Source organism: Streptomyces sp. NPDC007907, assembly GCF_042959365.1.
GTDB lineage: Bacteria > Actinomycetota > Actinomycetes > Streptomycetales > Streptomycetaceae > Streptomyces > Streptomyces indiaensis.
The window spans coordinates 628,727-649,392 of the sequence record NZ_JBIBKR010000003.1 but is presented as its reverse complement, the minus strand read 5'-3'; the positions used below and the strand labels follow the sequence as shown (position 1 = coordinate 649,392).

Genomic DNA, 20,666 nt, shown 5'->3' with positions numbered 1-20,666 from the left:
GGATCACCGTCCTACCCAAGACGTTCATGCCGCTCCGCACAAGGGGGCGAAGCAGGGCGTTCCCGGGCGGCGACAGCGCGCGGCCCGGCGTTTCCAGGCACTTTCCCCGGCGTTCTCCCTCGGCGAAAACTCTGTTGCACCGGCGATCGGCCATCACCCACGATGCATGCGTGAACATGGCAAGACGGGCCGCGCGGGGCGCGGTCACGACGTGGACGGGGGTCGCGTCGTGAGCGCGCGTCTGCGCGGTATCGCGCGGGAGACCGAGCAGATCGTCGCGGCCGGGGCCTACCGCGCACCGGACGGGCGCGAGGTCTCGATCGCGGCGGAGCTGCGGGCGGCGCGCGAGGGGACGCGCCTGTACGGGCCGGAACCGGTGCCGGTACCCGCCGATCGGGTGACGGGCAGGCGGACGCCCCTGGTCGAGGTCACGGGCGAGAGCAGCCTGGAGGCGGCCCGCCGGCTGGGCGGCCGGGTGGCCGTGCTGAACTTCGCCTCCGCCCGGAACCCCGGTGGCGGCTACCTGAACGGCGCCCAGGCCCAGGAGGAGGCCCTGTGCCGCGCCTCCGCGCTGTACACCTGCCTGGTCGGCGTCCGGGCCTTCTACGACCATCACCGGACCCACCGGGACCCGTTCTACACGGACCGTGTCATCCACTCACCGGCCGTGCCCGTCTTCCGCGACGACCGCGGCGGCCTGCTGGCCGAGCCGTACACCGCGGGTTTCCTGACCTCGCCGGCGCCCAATGCGGGCGTGGTGCTGCGCACGGCGCCCGAACGGGCCCACGAGCTGCCGCGGGTGCTCGCGGTCCGGGCCGAACGCGTCATGGAGACGGCCGCCGCCCACGGCTACCCCCGGCTCGTCCTGGGCGCCTGGGGCTGCGGGGTGTTCCGCAACGACCCCGCGGAGGTGGCGGAGGCCTTCCGGGCGCTGCTCGGGCCCGGCGGCCGGTTCGCGCGGATCTTCGAGCACGTGGTGTTCGGGATCCTGGACCGCACACGGGACCGTGCGACCCTCGCCGCCTTCGAGACCGCGTTCAGCTCCAGCCGTAGCGCTCCTGCAGCCGGCGCCTGACCAGGTTGAACCGCATGCGGTCCAGGGCGCAGGCCTCCCGGCGCATGCCGTCCTCGTGCAGTCGCAGCACCCGGTCCACGTCGACCCACGAGTCCCGGCCCGTACGGTCCCACGGCCCCGTGCCGATCGGCACCCACTCCAGGTCGCCGTCGTGCCGCTTGCTGGACAACTGCACGGCGAGGAACGTCCCGCCCGGCTCGCGGGCGACCACCAGCACCGGGCGGTCCTTGCCCCGGCCGTCGTTCTCCTCGTAGGGCACCCACGTCCACACGATCTCCCCGGGATCGGGGTCGCCGTCGTGCGCGGGGGAGTACTCCGTCCGCACCCGGCCCACCTCGCGCGGGTCGGCCTGGACGGTGGCGGAGGGGCCGTGACGGCCGGGGACGTTCTCGTCGGCAAACGTGCTCACGGGGGCACCTTAGAGGCCGCCGCCGTGAGCACGCCGCCCCGGGTTCACTTGTCGTCCACCGGCACCTCCCGGGCGTGCCCGTTGAGGGTGGAGGCGGAGGCGTCCTGCGGCGCCTGCCCGCCGCGGTCCATCGACGCGAGCAGCTGACGGGCCAGGCCCAGCCCCGTGCCGCCCATGGTGAGCGCCTTGGCGAACAGGTCCGCCATGCCGTCGGCGCCGTTGAGCAGCACCATGTTGTCGACGTTGCCGAACGCGGACGCACCGGCCTGCACGATCTCCGGCCAGTTCTCGGCGAGTTGCTGGGCGACGACGGCCTCCTGGTTCTCCGCCAGCGCGGCGGCACGGGCCTTGATGGCCTCCGCCTGCGCGAGGCCCTTGGCCCTGGCCGCCTCGGCCGCGGCCAGGCCCCTGGCCCGCGCGGCCGCGGCCTCCGCCTCACCGGTGGCCCGGGTCGCCTGCGCGGCCGCCTCACCTCGGGCCTTGGTCGCCTCCGCGTCGGCACCCGCGGCCGTCTTGACCCGGGTCGCCTCGGCGGCCGCCGCGAGCTCCGTCTCCTTCGCCTGCGCCTGGGCCGACGAGATGCGCGCGTCGCGGTCGGCCTCGGCCAGGGTGCGCGTCTCGTAGGCCGCCGCGTCGGCGGGTTTGCGGACATCCGCCTGGAGTTGCTGCTCGCGCCGGTGCGCCTCCAGCTCCGCCACCCGCGTCTCCTGGACCACGACCTCCTGCCGGGCGCCGGCCTCCGCGAGCGGTCCGGCCTGCCGGGCCTTGGCGGCCGCCTTGTCGCGCTCGGCCTGGTAGCCGGCCTGGAGGATCTCGCTGTCCCGGGTGGCCTCCGCCATCCGGGCGAACGACTGCTGCTCGGCCTCGGTGGCCAGCCGGTTCGCCTCGGCCTGCGCGATGCGCGCATCGCGCTGCACGGCCGCCGCGTGCGGCATGGCGAGGTTCTGGATGTACCCGGTCGGGTCCTCGATCTCGTGGATCTGCAGCGAGTCCACGATCAGGCCCAGCTTCTCCATCTCGGTGCCGCACGCGGCCCGTGTCTGCCCGGTGAGTTTCTCCCGGTCCCGGATCATGCCTCGACCGTCAACCCGCCCACGATGGACCGCAGATGACCCGCGAAGACGTTGTGCACCCGTTCCGACATCAGCTTCTGCTGGTCGAGGAACCGGCGGGCCGCGTTGGCGATCGACACGAAGTCGTCGCCCACCTTGAAGATGACGACCCCCCGCACCTTCAGCGGAATGCCCTGGTGGGTCACGCAGTCCACCTGGAGTTCCGTCTCGTTGAGATCGAGCGAGAGTTTGCGCACCGCCTGCACCCCGGGCATCACGAGCGTGCCGCGACCGGTGACGATGCGGAACCCCATGCCCTCCTCGAGGCCCTCCGTGCGGTGCTTGGATCCCGAGATGATCAGTGCCTCGTTGGGTTCGGCGACCCGCCACATGAGCTTGAACAGACCGATCAGCACGAGGACGGCGGCGACCGCCACCCCCGCAACGACGCCGACGACCATCGGCATTCGCCCCCTTTGGATGGTGCCCTCTCGGCACCGAACGAAGGGGAGTGTGCTCCTCGGGGGAGCGCGGGTACAGCCACCGGCGCATCCTTGGCACAAGCTTGACGCGTACGGCTCTCACCTGCGTCGCAGCGGGCTCAACTGGCGTACGCCGCGGTGACGTAGACCGTTCTCGGGGGCAGGTACTCGACCACCATGACGACCGTGCCCGTCTCGATGCGGTCCGTCGCCGACGCCGGGTGGGCGAGGAAGTGCTCGGCGCCGCCGCGCACCCGGACGATCACCTCGCCGACCAGCCCGGGCCCGATCGTTCCGGTGACCCGCCCCATGAGCCCGACCATCGACGCGTCCGCCATGACAGCAGCGTACGGTCGCTCAGGCGGCTGCGGAACGCTCCGGGACCGGCGGCGACGGCCACTTCTCGGCCCAGCGCAGCTCCGCCTCCAACTGCGCGGCCACCTGCACCAGAAGCGGCTCGCTGTTCGCCGGGCCCAGCAGCTGCGCGCCGACCGGCAGCCCGTCCGGCGTGAATCCGGCGGGCACGTTGACGCCCGGCCAGCCCAGCACGTTCCACGGCCAGGCGTAGGGACACGCGGCGATCATCGCCCGGTCGGTGGCGAACCCGCTGAGTTCCAGCAGGGCCCCGATCCGCGGCGGGGGAGCGGCGGTCGTCGGAGCGAGGACGACGTCGTACGAGGTGAAGAAGCCGCCGATACGCCGGTGCAGCACGCTCTCCGCACGCCGGGCCGCCCGCAGCGGGGCCCCGCGCAGCAGCCGCCCCAGCCGGGCCGCGCCCCGGGTGCGCCGGTCCAGCAGGGCCGGGAAGGGCGCCTCGCCGACGCGCTCGGCGATCCCGGCCGTGGCGCGCGGCACGAAGGTCAGCCCGATCTGCCCGTACGGGGGGTCCGCCTCCTCGACGAAGTGCCCCAACGCGCTGAGCCGCTCGGCCAGTTCGACGACCCGGGTGCGCACCTCGGGCAGGAGCCGGGCGGGCACCGCCGTGAAGGGCGGCTTGAGGGAGAGGGCGATGCGCAGCCGCCCCGGGTCGCGGCCGACGGCCCCGGACACGTCGACGGCCGGGGGCCGGTGCGGGTCCTGCGGGTGGTTGCCGCCGGCCGCGTCCAGCAGCAGGGCCGCGTCGGCCACCGTGCGGGCCAGGGTGCCGTTGACGGTGATGCCCTGGAAGGACTCGCCGCGCGGCCAGGTCGAGATGCGGCCGCGCTGCGGCTTGATGCCGACCAGATGGGTCCAGGCGGCCGGGATCCGCACCGAGCCGGCGCCGTCCGAGCCGAGCGCGGCGGGCACCAGACCGGCGGCGACCGCGGCGGCCGAGCCGCCCGAGGAACCGCCGGGCGTGTGGTCGGTGCTCCAGGGGTTGCGGGTCGCGCCGAAGGCGGGCCCCTCGGTGAAGGGCCACTGCCCGAACTCGCAGGTGTTGGTCTTGCCGACGATCACGGCTCCGGCCGCGCGCAACCGCCGCACGGCCTCGCCGTCCTCGGTGACCGGCGGGAACTCCCCGCAGCAGCCGAACGCGGTCGGCTCACCGGCCACGTCCATGTCGTCCTTCACCGCGACCGGTACCCCGAGCAGCGGCTTCCGCGCGCCGTGCGAGGACAGTTCGCGGTCGGCGGTGTCGGCTTCCGCGAGCGCGGCCTCCGCCCGGACGATCCGGAAGGCGTTGAGACTTCCCTGCGTCGCCTCGATCCGCGCCAGCGTCCGCTCGACCAGCTCCCGTGAGGTCACCTCCCCGGCGGCGAGCGCACGGGCGGTCTCCGTCAGGCCTTCGCAACGGTCGAGCGTCATGGGCACCTCCGGAAGCGGCTTCTCTACCGAACGGTAACGTCCGGCGGCCGGTGGTGGAATGCCGACGACGGCAGTGGAGGTACATCCACCGACCGCTCCTTCCTCACTGGGCGTGTGAACCCCGGTTCAAACCCTTGACCGCCCTCCGCCTCGCCTCTACCTTCTGAGCTCCCATATGTGGCCGAGTAGCCGAACCCGGTTCGATATGTCGCACAACGAGCCTCGGTGTCTAAAGGGACCCTCAGGAGATCGTCCCCGGCCTCGCCGACGGCAACGGCTGCTCCTTCCGGGACGCGGCCGGCCCTTACCAGCTCCGCGCGGACCGCTTCCGCCAGGACGGCTCGTTCGTACCGGTGACGGCCGGGGCGTAGGGCCGGCACGGAGAAGCCGGGCCCCACGGTGGCCCGTGGAGCCCGGCTGGAGAGGGGGTCAGCGGGTGAAGGTGATCCGGTGCTCCTTCAGGGAGCCGCAGTTGGAGCCGTACACCTGCACGTAGGTGTTGCCGATGCTGCCGCCCCAGTCCACGCAGTGGCCCTTGCCATAGGCGTACGTCGGTCCGGCGTACGACGTGAACAGGCCCTCGTCGTAGTGGCTTTCCTCGGTGTCCGGGACGGAGACCCAGGCCGACATGTTCACGGCCTTGCCCGGGTTGTTGCGGATGGTCGTGACGCAGTTCTGGCCGTTGGAGGCGTTGTAGGTCAGGTAGACGGTCCCCAACGAGCCGACGGTCGCCGAGTTGACCGTCTTGTAGCCGCTGCCGCAGACCTTCTGCGGTGTGGTGTTGGGCGCGGCCGAGGCCGGCGACGCCATGGCGGTCATGGTTCCCACGGACAGCGCCGCCACGGCGGACGCGGCCAGAACGGAACGGGTGAATCGCATATTTCCCCCATGCAACTCTTCGAGGTGGTTGCTCCTGCATGGTGTGACCCGTCGGGTATCCAAACGGTTGTGCGTCGGTTGCGAGGAAAATCAGGGGAGTTGAGGGATACGGCGGCGCCAGGAGCGGCTGAAGGGCGTGGGCGCCCGAGGGTTCCCCTCCGGCGTCGGTTCTACTCGTGAGTCAGGTGTGGCACACGCGAGATCCAGAGGATCTGTGCAGGGGTGTCACACCGGCTGCACACCGCCCTTTCAAAGTCTCGTTAGCGTTACGGCTCGATCCCACGTGCGAACGTGACCAGGGCGCGGCCGGCGAGCCGCCGGAACAGCCAGATCGGGAACACCACACATGGACTACTGCTCGTCGTGCCGTCGGCACCTCAACGGCGCCCTGGTCTGTCCGGGCTGCGGCGCCTACGCCCCGGACATCGACCCCTCCGTCATCGGAGTCCGTGGCGGCCCGGCCCCCGCGCCCGCCACCACCCCGGGCGGACCGGCCTCCTGGGAACACCCGGCCGACCCCGGCACGTGGCCCGACGGCACCGCGCGGGACGAGCTCCCCGTCCCCGTATCCGCACCGCAGAACCCCGGCGCCGGTCCGTCCGGCGAGTACGAGGCCCCGGACACCGACACCGCCGAGGGCTTCGAAGCCCGGCCGCAGGGGCGCGCGGCCCGGCGCCGTCAGATGGCCCGCTGGAAGAAGAACCAGCGCCGGGCCGTGGTGGCGACCGCGGTCGCGCTCGTCGGCGGCGGCCTGACCGTCGCCGCGATGAACGGGAACGGCAAACCCGGCGTCCAGGCGGCCGCGACGCCGGGCGACACCCCCATGGGGGGCACCCTGAAGGAGGCGCCGACGCTCACCGAACCGACGGCGAGCGAGGCCGACACCCCGGATACCCCGTCGCACACCGACCGCGCGTCGCGCCACCAGCAGTCCCGGGCCGCGGACCCCCGCACCACGCCCACGGACGCGCGGACTGAGGCCGCCGCCACCCCCCGCGAACTGCCGCTGACGACCTCGCCCCGACACAAGACCGTCACGGACAGCGTCGGATCGACCACGAACGACTCCGCTTCGTCGGCGCCGCGGGCCACCGAACCGACGACACCCCCGGCCGCCGCCTCCGGCTCGGACGCACAGCAGCCGCAGTCGCCCTCCGCGCCCCCGCCCGCCGCGACCACGCCAGCCGCAACGTCCCCCTCCGACTCGCAGCCGAAGGAACTCTGCCTGCTGGTCGTCTGCCTCGGCTGACGGCCCGCGGCGGCCGCGGGCCCGCCCTGCCGGACCGGAACCGCAAGCCCCCCCCACAACCGTCTCCGAGCACGTCGCGTGACGTCCGGAAACCGCTCCCCCGAGGCGGCCCCGCCGCCTCCGCGGCAAGCGGAAGCCGACCGTACAATCCTCGCGACCAAAACGGGGGCGACATCAGCGGGGGAGTCCGCGTGGAAACGATCATCGTGCAGTTGCCCGGTACCGCCCAGTGGGGCGGGCACGAGACGGGCAGTCCCGAACTGATCCATCTGGGACCGGGGGACATCGCGGACTTCGGACGCGGCGGGGCGGGGGTCCGCATCGTCCTGGCCGACCCCGGGATCTCCCGCCGGGCCGGGCAACTGGAAGCCGCCGGGGACTACTGGCGGCTGTCCAACTTCAGCCGCAGCGTGTCGTACGTGGTGGAGAACCTGGAGGGTGCCGGCGAGTACCTCACCGTCGCGCCCGGGCGGCTCGGGGCGCCCGTGCCGTTCGAGTTCTCCCGCGTGGTGCTGCCCGCCCTGTCCGGCACCGCCACCTTCAAGGTGTTCGCACCCCAGCACGCCTACCTGGGCGAGCAGTCCCTGCCCGGTGGCGGCGAACAGACCGTCCACCCCTTCGCCCTGGACACGACGTCGAAGTACTTCCTCGTCCTGGTGGCCCTGTGCGAACCCCGGCTGCGCGACCCCTCCGACTCGGCGCTGCCCGGCGTCGGGCAGATCGTGGAGCGGCTGCGGCCGCTGGAGTCCTGCCGGGACCTGACCCGCTCCGCGGTCAACTACCACATCGACTACCTCGCCTTCGCCAAACTCCGCCTGGATCTGGGCGAAGAGGCCACGGCCGCGGCCGAGGGCGGCCGCACCGGCGCCAAGCGCACCCGCCTCGCCTCCGTCGCCCTGCGCTTCGGCCTGGTCCGCGAGGAGCACCTCGGGCTGCTGCCGCCGCGCGGCGCCGGCCGCCTGGGCGCCCCGCAGGAGGCCGGCGCATGACCCCACCGGAGGAACAGGACGACGAGCTGCGGGCACCCCGTCCGCCCGGCCTCCCCGCGGGCTTCCGCATCGAGGACTGGGAGGTGGGCGCGGTCATCGGCTCCGGCGGCTGGGGAACCGTGTACGAGGCAGTGACGGTCGCCGACGGCACGCCCGTCGCCGTGAAGGTGCTCCCGACCGGCGCCCTCGGGCCCGGGCAGCGCGCGGCCCTCGGCGAACTCGTCGCCCGCGAGGTGCGGTTCAGCTCCGAGGCCGACCACCCCCACCTCGTCCGCACCCACGCCGTGTGCACCGTCGAAGCACCCGAACTGCCCACCCTGGACGGTGCCATCGCCCTGGTCATGGACCGGGCCGAGGCCAGCCTCAAGGACGTGCTGGACGCCGCCGGGACGGGCGGGCCGATCGCCGACGCCGACCGCGTCCTGCGCGGGGTCGCCGCCGGACTCGCCCACATGCACGACGCGGGCTGGGTGCACGGTGACCTCAAACCCGCCAACGTCCTGCTGGGACCGGGCGGCCGGGTGTGGCTGGCGGACTTCGGCCTGGCCACCGAACTCGACGGCACCCACGCCCACTTGCCGCCGCTCGGCACCCTCGACCACCTGCCGCCCGAGTGGTGGTCCCAGCGCACCGGCACCCAGGGCGCCGTCGTCCGGCCCACCGCCGACATCTGGGCCTTCGGGGTCCTCGCCCACCAGGTCCTCACCGGCGGGCTCCACCCGTTCCCCGGCGCGACGGCCCGGGCCCGCTCGCTCGCGGCCCAGACCTACGCGCGCGGCGCCGCGCCCCTGCGCCTCGACGCCGGCCTCGACGAGGACATGCGGCGGCTCATCGCCGACTGCCTCGCCCCGGACCACGCCGCCCGCCTCCCGCTCACGGCCGACATCGTCGCCGCCCGGGTCGAGGGCGCCACCGGCGGTCCGCAGCGGCGCCGAAGAGGCCTGGTGCCCGCCGTCGCCGCCGGAGTGGTCGTCCTGACCGCCGCCGCGGTCGTCGGGGCGGCCGTGCTCGGGGGAGGCGGCGGCGCCCAGGACGACGAGCGCGACCGCGGCACCCCCAAGGTCTCCGACACGGCCCGCCCGCCGGCCGGTGAGATCCCCGAGAACTCCGACGTACCCGAGGCGCTGCGCCCCGTCATCGCCCGCGCGGCCCACCGCTGCACCGACGAGGAGATCACGCCCGCCCTGCTCGCCGCGGTGATCAAGGCGGAGAGCAACTTCGACACCAAGGCCTCCCGCCCGCAGAGCGAGGAGTACGGCATCGCCATGTGGACACCGTCGGTGTTCCGCGCCTGGGCGGTGGACGGGGACGGCGACGGCGACAAGGACCACATGTCGCCCCCGGACGCGATCTCCACCATGAGCCTGTACCTGTGCTGGCTCGACCAGCGCTTCAAGCAGGCCGGCCTGCCGAAGAAGGACCTTCCCGCGCTGGTCGCGGCCGGCTACCGCACCAGTGACCGCACGGTCATCGAGGAGCGCGGCGTACCGGAACGGGTACAGCCGCACGTGGACAGGGTGCTGCGCTACCTCGCCGAGTACCAGGGCCCGGACGCGTGAACGCGAGCGGTGGGCAGGGCCGCGGCCCCGCCCACCGCTCGTCCCCCGTTCCCGTCACGGCTGCGGCGCGCCGCACTCCGGGACGTTCGGCAGCCGGTTGTCCGGCGAACTGATGTAGATGTTGGAGATGTAGCCCCCGTACTGCGGCAGATAGGCCCACCACTCGTTGGTGTACGGCGGCACGCTGACCTCCTCGCCGCGGATCTGGCAGCCCACCAGCACCTCGACACCGGCCGGGAGTTGCGTGATCCGGTCGTCGCGCGTGGCCGGGCCCTTGCGGACGTTCACGAACTCGCCCCACGTCCCGAACCAGGTCCCGGCGGGCCGTACGCCGCCCGGCACGATCAGCGAGCGGGTCAGCCGGCCGACGTCGGTGTACGCCTTGCCGTAGGACGTGCCCTCCTGGTGCAGCGTCAGCACGGCCACGATCGTCCGGTCGTCCGCGCCCACCGTGCCGGTGGTGTGCAGAGCGGGTCGGGCGAGGTCCACGGCCGCGGCGGCACGCGGAGCCGGGGCGGCCGGCTCCGCCCGCGTGCCCGAGCCCCCGGCCCCGGGGCCGCACGTGCCCTTCGCGTACGCCCCGGACCAGCCCTGCTTCACCGCCCAGGGCCGGTCGAACGACCCCGCGATGCCGAAGTGCTGGTCGAAGTGGTCGGTGGAGGAACAGCGGGTGGAACGGCGCAGGTTGTCCATGATGAAGTCACGCACCGGCGCGGGGGCCTTCTCCAGGATGTACCGGTAGACCGCCACCGTGTCCCGGGCGGAGAGGGCGGTGTACCCCCAGAAGTCCTCGTACCCGCGGGGCGGTGGCGCGGTGTCGCGCAGACCGAGCGCGGGCCGGGCCGTCATCCGGTCGATGATCGCCGGACCGCCGTACGTCGACCAGTAGTGGTCGGCGGCGTCGTCGTCGCTGCTGCGCAGCATCGGCTCCAGCCGGGCGCGGTCGGCCGCGGGGACGGTGTAGTCGGGCCCGCGGTCCCACAGGAAGTCCAGGACCAGCAGGAGCTTGACGACCGAAGCGGACCGGAACCGCGCGCTGTCGTCGACCTGTTCGGTGAACGTGCCGGTCCGGCGGTCGAAGACGGCCACGCCGGCGGTGACACCGGGCGGGATCCGGGCGGCTTCGGCGGCCCGGACGGCCCCGGCTGCGCCGGAGGCCTGTCCCGACCGGGGGCGTGCCGCCGCACCGCTCGTGAGGGACGCGACCGTGACGACGGCCGCGAGCGCGGCGGCGCCGCGCAGGAGCATGCGCATGGTTGCCCTTTCTGGCTCACCCGGTTGTCCGACGGGACCTCGGCCCGCGTCGCCACCCTAGGGGCGAGGGCGGGGAGGGCGGTCCTGACGAATGTCAGGACTCCGCGGGAGCGGGAGCAGCACGGGCGCACCCTGATAAGTGTCAGGTGCCGGTGGTGCGGTGCCCCCGCTTACGGTCACGACCAGCGAGGACGGCCGAGCCGGGGGCCGGCCGTCACGCACGACCGTTCCATCCGCCGACACAGGAAAGAGGGCTCATGAGCCGCCGATCACTCAGGACACTGCTGGCCGCGGGGGGCGCCGCCGCGGTGATGGCGCTCCTCCCGGTCTCCGCCCAGGCCCAGCCGTTCTCGGGCGGCAACTACGGCCTCTACGGCATGGAGGGGCAGTACCCCACCACCTCGTTCTGCGCGGGCACGTTCCGCCAGATCGGGGCGACCAAGTACGCCGAGGGCATGGCCCTGAAGTACTTCTACTCCGACAAGTGCGGTTCGTTCGCCCGGATCGAGAACTCCCGGCCCGGCTGCGCGGCCGTCCTGCAGCGTTCCGACAACGGCGTGGGCCGCAACGACGGCTGGGTCTCCGAGACCGTCGACTCCGGCATCGACTACGCCTACACGCAGATCGGCAACAACCTCAACGGCCGGGTCTCGCGTGCCCTGCTCGCCTGCGACGGCCACGACCTGGTGAACACCGGCTGGTACTGAGCCGCACCACACCTCGCCGCACGACGAGGAGGAGTCGGTCATGGCGGGGCGACACGGGGCCGACGGGCTCCTGCTGACCCCGCACACACCCGCGGCGGACCACCGTGACACCGGTGGTCCGCCGCAGGCATGTGGGGGGAAGGGACGACGTCAGCAGTCCGGAACCCCGGCGATCTTCTCGCCACCCCGGATGTAGAGGTTGTTCACCCAGGCGATGTCGCTGCCCGAGAACTCCATGACGGCGGTCCACCAGTTGTTGGTGCCGACGGCCGGGTCGTGCACGGTCTGGCCCTGCTTCTGGCACAGTGCGTCCGCCCACCACTGCGAACGCACCGCGAGCCGCGGGGAGTCGGTGGTCGGCTGCTGGCGCAGGTTGACGTCGGTGGCCCAGATGTAGACGTCGGTGAGCGTCGGGTCGCCGCCGTCGGCGGTGGCCGGGGCCGCCTGGGCGGTGGCGGCGAGGCCGCCGACGGCGAGCGCGGCCACGGCGAGGCCCAGGGCGGTACGGCTGATCAGTCGCTTCATGTGTCTGTCCCCCGAAGGACGAAAGGCGAGGATGGTGTGGTCGGAACCGGTCTCGTTCCGGTTCGGCGGTGCGCCGGGACCGGCTGCCTGCCGACGTGCAGAACTGTAGGGAGACCGTGGGCCGCACGGTCCTGACAACTGTCAGGAGCGGAACGCCGGTCGGGGATCGGCGAGACGCGGCGGGCGCTTCGAACACGGCCGAAAACAGCTCGACGGCCCCGACCGCCCCTGCCTACGATCCAGCGCGCGGCATCGCGTGCCGGTCACCGGCCGGGTGAGGCATGGAGGCGCCGCGGAGATGCCCGTGGAGGCATTCAACCGTGTCAGTCGAGTTCAATCACACCATCGTTCTGTCCCGGGACCGGGAGAAGTCGGCCCGGTTCCTCGCCGAGATCCTGGGGCTGGAGGTCGGGGCACCGACGGGGGTGTTCCTGCCGGTGACGACCGCCAACGGCGTCACGCTGGACTTCCTCACCATTGACGCCGACATCCCCATGCAGCACTACGCGTTCCTCGTCTCCGAGGACGAGTTCGACCAGGCGCTGGCCCGCCTGGTGAAGGCCCGGATCCCCGTCCAGGCCGACCCGCACGGCAACCACCCCCGCCGGATCAACCGCAACGACGGCGGCCGGGGCGTCTACTTCCTCGATCCGGCGGGCCACGGACTGGAGATCCTCACCCGCCCCTACGGGACCGATCCCGCCTCCGAGTTGAACGGAGTCACGGAGGACGTGCCCGGGGCGGTGTAGGCCAGACCCGGACGGTCCGGTCCGGGGCGCCGCTGTTCACGCCCCGGACCGTCCCGCGGTCCCGGCGGCGAGGGTCAGCAGCCGTCCGACTCGACCGCCACGGGGGCCGGTTCGGCACCGGCCCCCGTGGCGTCGCTCCGGCGGGGCAGCAGCAGCGGTGTGAGCAGGAGCAGGACACCGGCCAGTGCGATGGCCGTGCGGGGGCCGGTCCGGGCGGCCAGGACACCCCACAGGGCGGTGGCTGCCGCGGTGGTCGCCTTGCCGGTGGCCGACCAGGCGGACAGGGTACGGGTGACCCGGCCGGCCGGGGTGCGGTCCAGACGGTGGGTGGCGAGCACCGGGTTGAACACGCCGCACGAGGTGATCAGCCCGAATTCGACCAGCATGACCAGGACCAGACCGGGCACGCCGGGTCCGGTGAACGCCAGGCCGATCGACCAGCAGGCCCGCAGCGCCCCGGCGGTGACCAGGACCCGGTGCCTGCCGTGGCGCGCCACCAGCCGCGGGGCCAGACGGGACCCGAGCAGACCGCCGGTGCAGGGCACGGCGAAGGCGAACGCGTACTGCCAGGCGGCGAAGTGCAGGTCGTCCACCATCAGCACCAGCAGCGGCGGGGACGCCGCCATGATCAGGGAGTTCACCGGGAGCGTGTTGAGGAAGAGCGGACGCAGCACCGGATCGGCCAGGATGTGCCGCCAGCCCTCCAGCAGGTCGCCGGGCCGTACGACGCTCGCGTGCCGTCCTACGGGCTGCTTCTCCGCGTCACCGATCGCGCGCAGTCCGAACGCCGAGAGCAGATGGCTCACCGCGTCGGCCACCACCGTCGTCACCGGGCCGAACAAGCCGATCGCGGCGCCGCCCAGCGGCGGACCGACCATGCTGGCGGTCCAGCTCGTCGCCTCGAACCGGCCGTTCGCCACGAGCAGGTCCTGCCGCGGCAACAGTTCCTTCAGGAACGCCCCGGCCGCCGCGTTGAAGGTGATGTCGGCCGCCGCGACGGCCACCGACACCAGCAGCAACTGGGCAAGGGTGAGCCGGCCGAGCGCGAACGCCACGGGAACGCTCAGCAGGACGACGCACCGGACCAGGTCCGTCGCCACCATCACCGGTCGTTTGCGGCGGACCTCCACCCACGGCCCGAGGGGCACGGACACCGCCGCGCCCACTGCCGGCCCCACCGCGGCCAGCAACGACACCTGCGCCGGACCGGCGTCCAGCGCCAGGACCGCGATCAGGGCGAACGCGTCGAAGGCGAGCCAGGTGCCGGCCGTGCTGACCGCGTACGCGCCCCACAGCCACCGAAACCGCCGCCCCAGCGATCGCCTGCCCGCCATACCCGGCGCACTCCCCGCTCCCATGGACAACCCGGCGTTGTCCGGGAGTCATCCAAACCAGGAGCGGGCGCGCCGGGCAAACAACCGTCCGGCCCCGCGTCACAACCGACCGTTGTGACGCGACGGTGGGCACGGGCGGCGGGTCAGCGCTGGTACAGCCCCACCAGCGTCCCGTCCGCGATGCGGCGCTTGTCGACCTCCTCGTGCACCTGGTCGGCACGCGGCGCGTCGGGCAGGACACACGGTTCGGACAGGGCGTAAAGCCGGAAGACGTAGTGATGGGCGTCGTCACCCGGCGGCGGATGCGGACCGCCCCAGCCGTGCTGGCCGTAGCCGTTGACGAGTTCCGTGCCGCCCGGTGGGCTCTGCCCGGCCTCGACGCCGTGGCTGCGCGGGTCGATGCCGACCACGACCCAGTGCGTGAAGATGCCCGACGGGGCGTCGGGGTCCTCGCACAGCAGGACCAGTTCCGTCGCGTCGTCCGGTACACCGCTCCAGGACAGCGGCGGAGAGACGTTGGGTCCCTCGTACGCGTACCGGCGCGCGATGAAGGAGTGGTCGTTGAACGCGTTGCTGCTGAGTTCGATGCCGGTCATGTGCCCCGGGGTACCCCCGAGGGCTCCGGGGCACACGGTTCGGGACCGATCCCCCGGGTACCCGCCAGGGCGGGCCGGACCGAGGCGGGGGAGAGAGGAGCCCGACGATGTCTCCCCTGGCAGCAGACTCCGCGACGGACGTCCGCGAGGACCGGCGCGCCCCCGCCCGCACTGCCCGGCTGCGCAGCCGCATCCCCGAGCCCGACGAGGAGCCCGACCTGCTCGGCCAGTACCTCGCGCAGATCTCGGCGACGGCGCTGCTCACCGCTGAGGACGAGGTGTGGCTGGCCCGGCGGATGGAGACCGGCGTGGGGGCGCTGGAGGAGCTCGACCGGGCCGACGCCGGGGAGCATCACCTCGCGGCTTCCCGGCGCCGGGAACTGGAGGAGGCCGTCCGCGACGGGCAGGCCGCCAAGGACCACATGGTCCGGGCGAACCTCCGGCTCGTGGTGTCGATGGCCAAACGGCACGCCCACCGCGGTCTGCCCCTGCTGGACGTCATCCAGGAGGGCAACCTGGGGCTGATCCGGGCCGTGGAGAAGTTCGACCACACCAAGGGCTTCAAGTTCTCCACGTACGCGACCTGGTGGATCCGCCAGGCCATCGAACGGGGCCTGGCCGCGCACGCGCGTTCCGTCCGGCTGCCGATGCACGTCGTGGAACAGCTGCAGAAGATCGCCAAGGTCGAGCGGCGCCTCCGGCTCGACCTGGAGCGTGAGCCGACCGTCGAGGAGGTGGCCCGCGAGAGCGGCTTGGCCGAGGACCGGATCGGCTGGCTGCGCCACGTCGGACGGGACGCGGTCAGCCTGGACACGCCGGTCGACGAGAAGGGCGAGACGGTCGTCGGCGACCTCATCGCCGACACCGAGGTGCTCCAGGCTCCGGAGGTGGCCGAGTTCCGGGCGCTCGCCGAGGAACTCCGCGAGGCCGTCGGCACGCTCGCGCCCCGCGAGGCCATGATCCTCAGCCTGCGGTACGGACTGCACGACGGGCACACCCGCACGCTGAACGAGGTCGCCCGGCGCGTGGGTCTGACCCGGGAGCGGGTGCGCCAGCTGGAGAAGGAGTCGCTCGCGAAGCTGCGGGAGCCGGAGAGCCGCGAACGGCTCGTGGCATGGGCGGGCTGACCTCCGGCACACCCCGCCTCACGCGGCCGGCGCCGCACCTCACGCGGTCGGCGCCGCACCTCACGCGGTCGGCGCCGCACCTCACGCGGTCGGGTTCGCTCCTGGCGCGGTCGGGTCCGCTCCTGGCGCAGTCGGGTCCGCTCCTCGCGCGGTCGGCGTCGCGAGGACCAGCGAACCGTCGGCCGCCACCCGTACCTGCACTCCACCGCTGATCCGGTCCAGCGTGGCGCGCAGCCAGGCACGGTCCGCCCCGGACGCGGGCTCCAGCCGCATCCGCCGGACCCGGAACGGCACCATGCGCAGCCCCGCCAGGCGCCCGCTGTCCGCCTCGACCGACACGAGGAAGGCCACACGCAGGTCGTCGCGGTACTCCTCGTAGCCGGAGATGCCCTCGTAGTCGTCGATGAAGTCGCCGCAGCCGTACAGGACCAGCCGGCCCCGGTACACCTCCAGCGGCCGGGGGTGGTGCGAGGAGTGCCCGTGGATCACGTCGGCCCCGCCGTCGATCAGCGCGTGCGCGAAACGGACCTGCTCCCGGGGCACGCGGAATCCCCAGTTCGAGCCCCAGTGCACGGACACCACCGTCAGGTCACCGGACCGGCCCAGCCGCCGCACCACGGTGTCGGCTGCGGCCGGCGAGAGATCGGGCAGGTACGCGACGCCCGGCCGGTCCGCTGTCGCCGCCCAGCCGGACGGGACACCGCTGGAGTGCGCTCCGAGGGCGAACACCCGCAGCCGCCGGCCACCGGGCAGCGGGACGACCGCCGGTGCGTACGCCTCCTCGGCGTCGCGGCCCGCGCCCGCCGTCCGCAGGCCCGCCCGGGCCAGGGTGTCCAGGGTCTCCAGCAGGCCCCCGCGCCCGAAGTCCAGGACGTGGTTATTGGCGAGGACGGTCACATCCGGCCGGACCACGGCGAGGGCCGGCAGGTTCGCCGGGTGCATCCGGTAGTGGATCTCCTTGCCGGGCGCGAAGGTGCCCGTGCGGGTCACCGACGTCTCCAGGTTCACGATCCGCGCGTCCGGGGCGGCCTCGTCCAGAACGCCGAGCGCCGCACCCCACGGCCACGACGCGGGCGCGGGGACGGGCACCGGGCCGTGCGCCGACTCCGCCAGCCGGACGTAGGAGCGCGCGTCCTCCACGTACGCCTCCCGCAGTGCCGGGTCACCGGGGTGCGCGAGGATCTGGTCGACGCCGCGCCCGAGCATCACGTCACCGCACAGGAACAGCGTCACGACACCGCCGCCCACCACTCCACGGTAGGCGTGCCCCGGCTGCCGGGGTCAGGCCTCGACCCTCACCGCGCACGACCAGCCGTACGGATCGGGCCACATCCGCAGATCGTCCCAGGCCACCGCCGGGACCGCGCCCGTGACCTCCACGTCCGCGAGGCCGGCGACCGCCAGCCGCACGTCCAGTCCGCCGTCGGCCTCGTCCGCCTCCACGTCGACGGGCACCTGACCGTAGACCTCCAGCCGGAAGAGCACCTCGTCCAGCAGCGCGGCGAGCAGGTCGTCGTCGCAGGCTTCCGGCAGCCTCACCCGGTCCACGGCGGTGGGCCGCACCCGGGAGACGTCCGCGAAACACTCGACCACCGCCAGGACGGCCTCCGCCAGACAGTGCTCTCTGCACGCCGCCCACGCCTCGATCCGGATGTCGCCGGGATGGGGCACCGCCCGGTGCCCCCACTCGCCCGGCTGCCGCCCTTGCCCTCCGTCGCTCGTGTCACCACCCATCCACATCGCCTGCCCGAGGCCCGCCCACCCATGCGGCCCCGAACCGGCACGCCACTCAAACGGGCTCGTCCGCCAGGTACGGCGGCGCCGGGTCGTACTGGATGCAGCGCCGCACCGCCCGCGCGTGCTCCCGGCCGTGCAGCCGCCCGACCAGCCACAACGCACTGTCGATCCCGGCCGATACGCCCTGGCTGGTGACCAGGTGGCCATCGACCACGTAGCGGGCGTCCCGGACCACGGTCACGTCCCCCCGCGCCTCCAAGGTGTTCTCCTGGCTCCAGTGCGTGGCGACCCGGCGCCCCCGGGCGGGTCCGGCGGCATGCAGCAGGAACGTGCCGGTGCACACGCCGTGCACCCAGGCGGCCCGCTCCGCCGTCCTCGCGATCCAGTCGGTGACCACTGGGTTGCGCAGCTGTGTCTCCCGCGCGCCCAGCCCGCCCGGCACGTGCAGCACGTCCAGCGGCGGATGGTCGTCGAAGGTGTGGTCGGGCAGCACGCGCAGGCCCTTGTTGCAGCGCACCGGCCCAGGGCGCTCACTCACCAGCACGGCCGAGTCGGCACTGTCCCTCAGTCGCGCGGAGACCGTGAAGACCTCCCAGGGCCCCACGAAGTCGAGCTCCTCGGCGTCCTCGAAGACCAGCAGGCCGTAGGTCGTCATGCGGTTCGTCCTTCCTCTGCCGTGGCATCCGCCGGGGACCCCAGGGACCCCGTGGTGGAGCGGAATCTGGCGCGGTAGTCCGAGGGTGTGACACCGAGCCGGCGGTGGAACGCGCGGCGCAGGGTCTCGGCGGTGACGAAGCCGCAGCGACGGGCGATGGCCTCGACCGGCTCGTCCCCGTCCGTGAGCGCCCGCCGGGCCGCCTCGACGCGCACGCGTTCGACGTACGCCGCCGGGGGCGAGCCCAGTTCGGCGGTGAAGCGGCGCTGCAGATGACGGGGGCTCAGCCCGGCGTGCGCCGCCAGGCCGGCGATGTCGTGCCGGGCACCGGGATCGGCGTGGATCGCGGTGACGGCGGCCCGCACCGGGTCGGTCGCCGGTTGCCGGGACCACAGCGCCACGCTGAACTGCGACTGGCCGCCCGGACGGCGCAGGAACAGCACCAGCCGGCGGGCCACCTCGTGTGCGGTGTCCCGGCCCAGGTCGTCCTCCACCAGGGCGAGCGCCAGATCCATCCCGGCCGTCACGCCTGCCGACGTCCAGATCCGCCCGTCGCGGACGAAGATCGGGTCGCAGTCCACCCGCACCCCGGGGTGCTCCCGGGCCACCTGCTCCGCACGGGCCCAGTGCGTGGTGACCCGCCGCCCGTCGAGCAGCCCCGTGGCGGCCAGCAGAAGTACGCCGCTGCACACCGAGGCCACCCGCCGGGCACCGGCCGCCGCGGCGGCGACCCAGGCGACCAGGTCCGCGTCCTCGCGGGCCCGGTCGACGCCTTGGCCGCCGACCACCACGAGGGTGTCCGTCCCGGCCGGATCGAGGTCGGCCACGCCGTGGGCGGCCTGCACCACCAGCCCGCCGGCCGACCGGACCGGCCCCGCCCGGGTCGCCACGACCTCGCAGACGTACTCGCCCGCGCCGTGGAACACCTCGTGCGGTCCGGTGAGGTCGAGCGGCTGGAAACCGTCGAAGACGACGAAGACGATGCGGCGATCGGTCATGTGCCTCACGCTCCACCGGCGCGCGGCGTGGCGTCAACGACACGCACCGCACAGATCGCGCCATGGGACGTCCGGCCCGGCGTGGGTACCACGGACAACGGGGGAGAGAAGGCCGAAGCGGGGGAGAGGAGGCTGACGATGATCTCCCGGACGGTCACCCTGCCCGTCGGCGGTGCCGGTATCACCGGCGACCTGATGGTGCCGCCGGACGCCCGAGCGGTCGTGCTCTTCGCGCACGGCAGCGGCAGCTCCCGGCACAGCCCCCGCAACCGCGAGGTCGCCGCCGGTCTGCGCGCGGCCCGGCTCGGCACCCTGCTGATCGACCTGTTGACCGAGGAGGAGGAACGCCAGGACGCCGTCACCGCCGATCTCCGCTTCGACATCCCCCTGTTGGGCCGTCGGCTGGTGGCCGCCCTGGACTGGCTGGCGCAGGACCGGGACACCTCGGGCCTGCCCGTCGTCCTGTTCGGCGCCAGCACCGGCGCGGGCGCGGCCCTGGTCGCCGCCGCACACCGTCCCGACCGGGTACGGGGTGTCGTCTCGCGCGGCGGACGGCCCGACCTGGCGGGCGACGCGCTGGACGCCGTGCGGGTCCCGGTGCTGCTGATCGTGGGCGGCCGGGACACGCACGTGCTGCGGCTCAACGAGGAGGCGGCCCGTCGGCTGCCCGGCCCGCACTCCCTGCACGTGGTGCCCGGCGCCACCCACCTGTTCGAGGAACCCGGCGCACTGGACCAGGTCACCGCCACCGCCCGGCAATGGTGCGACGAGCAGCTGACACGAAGCGGAGGTGACCGTCATGCGGTTCCGTGACCGCCGGCAGGCCGGTGAGGAACTGGCCGAAACACTGCGCACCCGGCAGCGTGCAGGGGAGCTGCCCGATCCACTCGTGCTCGCTCTGCCCCGCGGCGGGGTCGCCGTGGCGCGCGAGGTCGCCGCCGCGCTGGACGCTCCGCTCGACGTGCTCGTCGTACGGAAGATCGGGGCGCCCCGCCACGAGGAGCTCGGCGTCGGCGCGATGGCGGGGGACGAGGTGCCCCTCCTCGACGCGGACGCCCTGCGCCACCTGGGGATCCGTGAGGCCGCCCTCGCCCCCGTCATCGAGCGCGAACGCGCCGAACTGCGGCGCCGCGAGCGGTTGTACCGGCAGGGCCGGCCGGCCCCTGACCTGCGAGGGCGGACCGTGATCGTCGTCGACGACGGCCTGGCGACCGGCTCCACCGCCCGCGCCGCGGTGCGCCACGTACGCCGTCAGGCACCCGCGCGGGTGCTGCTGGCCGCGCCCGTCTGCTCCCCGGAAGGAGCCGACGCGCTGCGCGCCGAGGCCGACGAGGTGATCTGTCTGCACCGGCCGGCCGCGTTCATGGCCGTGGGGCTGTGGTACGAGAACTTCGAGCAACTGACGGACCAGGACGTCCTGGAGGCGCTGCGCGTGCCCCATTGACCCGTGGCTCAGCTCACAGGAATGGCGAAAACAAGCCACACGGGCGACGATGCGCCCTCCC

21 protein-coding genes and 1 pseudogene are annotated in these 20,666 nt (G+C 73.5%); 9 read left to right on the top strand and 13 right to left on the bottom strand.

What is annotated here, in order from left to right; all coding sequences use genetic code 11:
* Positions 1 to 229 precede the first annotated feature (229 nt).
* Positions 230 to 1,075: a TIGR02452 family protein gene (locus tag ACFZDI_RS14380; protein ID WP_391250460.1), complete on the top strand. Its 846-nt coding sequence runs from the start codon at positions 230 to 232 to the stop codon at positions 1,073 to 1,075.
* On the opposite strand, the gene ACFZDI_RS14375 is transcribed toward ACFZDI_RS14380, so the two are convergent.
* The 5 genes and pseudogenes from ACFZDI_RS14375 to ACFZDI_RS14355 form a co-directional block, all read right to left on the bottom strand.
* Entirely contained in the window at positions 1,038 to 1,484 is a 447-nt protein-coding gene (locus tag ACFZDI_RS14375; protein WP_344369656.1) for a type II toxin-antitoxin system PemK/MazF family toxin, read from the bottom strand. The genes ACFZDI_RS14380 and ACFZDI_RS14375 overlap by 38 nt on opposite strands.
* A 44-nt stretch (positions 1,485 to 1,528) precedes the next feature.
* Positions 1,529 to 3,003, bottom strand: a pseudogene (locus ACFZDI_RS14370) (SPFH domain-containing protein).
* 134 nt (positions 3,004 to 3,137) lie between these two features.
* Complete coding sequence (locus ACFZDI_RS14365) at positions 3,138 to 3,356, bottom strand: hypothetical protein (protein ID WP_361111988.1); 219 nt, start codon at positions 3,354 to 3,356, stop codon at positions 3,138 to 3,140.
* A gap of 19 nt (positions 3,357 to 3,375) precedes the next feature.
* The gene (locus tag ACFZDI_RS14360; protein ID WP_391250457.1) at positions 3,376 to 4,803 is read right to left on the bottom strand and encodes an amidase; all 1,428 of its coding nucleotides are present in this window, start codon (positions 4,801 to 4,803) and stop codon (positions 3,376 to 3,378) included.
* A 429-nt stretch (positions 4,804 to 5,232) separates the two neighbouring features.
* Positions 5,233 to 5,682 (bottom strand): spore-associated protein, encoded by a 450-nt coding sequence (locus tag ACFZDI_RS14355; protein ID WP_234749707.1) that lies wholly within the window; start codon positions 5,680 to 5,682, stop codon positions 5,233 to 5,235.
* A 346-nt stretch (positions 5,683 to 6,028) separates the two neighbouring features.
* Between ACFZDI_RS14355 and ACFZDI_RS14350 the strand changes: the two genes are divergently transcribed.
* The 3 genes from ACFZDI_RS14350 (at position 6,029) to ACFZDI_RS14340 (ending at position 9,479) form a co-directional block, all read left to right on the top strand.
* Positions 6,029 to 6,931 (top strand): hypothetical protein, encoded by a 903-nt coding sequence (locus ACFZDI_RS14350; protein WP_391250454.1) that lies wholly within the window; start codon positions 6,029 to 6,031, stop codon positions 6,929 to 6,931.
* Between the two features lie 191 nt (positions 6,932 to 7,122).
* The gene (locus ACFZDI_RS14345) at positions 7,123 to 7,920 is read left to right on the top strand and encodes a serine/threonine protein kinase (RefSeq protein ID WP_234749711.1); all 798 of its coding nucleotides are present in this window, start codon (positions 7,123 to 7,125) and stop codon (positions 7,918 to 7,920) included.
* Entirely contained in the window at positions 7,917 to 9,479 is a 1,563-nt protein-coding gene (locus tag ACFZDI_RS14340) for a protein kinase (protein WP_391250451.1), read from the top strand. The genes ACFZDI_RS14345 and ACFZDI_RS14340 overlap by 4 nt, the downstream gene beginning before the upstream one ends.
* A gap of 54 nt (positions 9,480 to 9,533) precedes the next feature.
* Here ACFZDI_RS14340 and ACFZDI_RS14335 read toward each other — a convergent pair whose 3' ends face one another.
* Positions 9,534 to 10,733, bottom strand: a complete 1,200-nt coding sequence (locus ACFZDI_RS14335; protein ID WP_391250449.1) for a hypothetical protein — start codon at positions 10,731 to 10,733, stop codon at positions 9,534 to 9,536.
* A 257-nt stretch (positions 10,734 to 10,990) separates the two neighbouring features.
* Here ACFZDI_RS14335 and ACFZDI_RS14330 point away from each other — a divergent pair, with 257 nt between their 5' ends.
* Entirely contained in the window at positions 10,991 to 11,440 is a 450-nt protein-coding gene (locus tag ACFZDI_RS14330; protein WP_234749715.1) for a hypothetical protein, read from the top strand.
* Positions 11,441 to 11,590: 150 nt separating this feature from the next.
* Here the strand turns inward: ACFZDI_RS14330 and ACFZDI_RS14325 are convergent, their stop codons facing one another.
* Entirely contained in the window at positions 11,591 to 11,965 is a 375-nt protein-coding gene (locus ACFZDI_RS14325; RefSeq protein ID WP_391250447.1) for a peptidase M23, read from the bottom strand.
* A gap of 320 nt (positions 11,966 to 12,285) precedes the next feature.
* Between ACFZDI_RS14325 and ACFZDI_RS14320 the strand changes: the two genes are divergently transcribed.
* Positions 12,286 to 12,714, top strand: a complete 429-nt coding sequence (locus tag ACFZDI_RS14320) for a VOC family protein (protein WP_391250445.1) — start codon at positions 12,286 to 12,288, stop codon at positions 12,712 to 12,714.
* Positions 12,715 to 12,788: 74 nt separating this feature from the next.
* On the opposite strand, the gene ACFZDI_RS14315 is transcribed toward ACFZDI_RS14320, so the two are convergent.
* Positions 12,789 to 14,048: an MFS transporter gene (locus ACFZDI_RS14315; RefSeq protein ID WP_391250443.1), complete on the bottom strand. Its 1,260-nt coding sequence runs from the start codon at positions 14,046 to 14,048 to the stop codon at positions 12,789 to 12,791.
* Positions 14,049 to 14,191: 143 nt separating this feature from the next.
* Positions 14,192 to 14,644: a YbhB/YbcL family Raf kinase inhibitor-like protein gene (locus ACFZDI_RS14310; protein ID WP_234749722.1), complete on the bottom strand. Its 453-nt coding sequence runs from the start codon at positions 14,642 to 14,644 to the stop codon at positions 14,192 to 14,194.
* A 107-nt stretch (positions 14,645 to 14,751) separates the two neighbouring features.
* On the opposite strand from ACFZDI_RS14310, the gene ACFZDI_RS14305 reads away from it, so the two are divergent.
* Complete coding sequence (locus tag ACFZDI_RS14305; RefSeq protein ID WP_391250440.1) at positions 14,752 to 15,771, top strand: sigma-70 family RNA polymerase sigma factor; 1,020 nt, start codon at positions 14,752 to 14,754, stop codon at positions 15,769 to 15,771.
* An 81-nt stretch (positions 15,772 to 15,852) separates the two neighbouring features.
* Here ACFZDI_RS14305 and ACFZDI_RS14300 read toward each other — a convergent pair whose 3' ends face one another.
* From ACFZDI_RS14300 to ACFZDI_RS14285, 4 genes are read right to left on the bottom strand one after another with little or no spacing between them, the layout of a single operon-like run.
* Positions 15,853 to 17,019: a CapA family protein gene (locus tag ACFZDI_RS14300; RefSeq protein WP_391250438.1), complete on the bottom strand. Its 1,167-nt coding sequence runs from the start codon at positions 17,017 to 17,019 to the stop codon at positions 15,853 to 15,855.
* A gap of 33 nt (positions 17,020 to 17,052) precedes the next feature.
* On the bottom strand, positions 17,053 to 17,505 hold the full coding sequence (locus ACFZDI_RS14295) for an archease (RefSeq protein ID WP_234749728.1): 453 nt from the start codon (positions 17,503 to 17,505) through the stop codon (positions 17,053 to 17,055).
* Between the two features lie 55 nt (positions 17,506 to 17,560).
* Positions 17,561 to 18,163: a DJ-1/PfpI family protein gene (locus ACFZDI_RS14290; RefSeq protein WP_391250435.1), complete on the bottom strand. Its 603-nt coding sequence runs from the start codon at positions 18,161 to 18,163 to the stop codon at positions 17,561 to 17,563.
* Entirely contained in the window at positions 18,160 to 19,161 is a 1,002-nt protein-coding gene (locus ACFZDI_RS14285; RefSeq protein ID WP_391250432.1) for a DJ-1/PfpI family protein, read from the bottom strand. The genes ACFZDI_RS14290 and ACFZDI_RS14285 overlap by 4 nt, the downstream gene beginning before the upstream one ends.
* Before the next feature lie 138 nt (positions 19,162 to 19,299).
* Between ACFZDI_RS14285 and ACFZDI_RS14280 the strand changes: the two genes are divergently transcribed.
* Together ACFZDI_RS14280 and ACFZDI_RS14275 are read left to right on the top strand one after the other, a co-directional pair.
* Positions 19,300 to 19,974, top strand: a complete 675-nt coding sequence (locus tag ACFZDI_RS14280) for an alpha/beta family hydrolase (RefSeq protein WP_391250430.1) — start codon at positions 19,300 to 19,302, stop codon at positions 19,972 to 19,974.
* The gene (locus ACFZDI_RS14275) at positions 19,961 to 20,605 is read left to right on the top strand and encodes a phosphoribosyltransferase (protein ID WP_234749730.1); all 645 of its coding nucleotides are present in this window, start codon (positions 19,961 to 19,963) and stop codon (positions 20,603 to 20,605) included. Before ACFZDI_RS14280 ends, ACFZDI_RS14275 begins: the two co-directional genes overlap by 14 nt.
* The last annotated feature ends 61 nt before the right edge of the window (positions 20,606 to 20,666 follow it).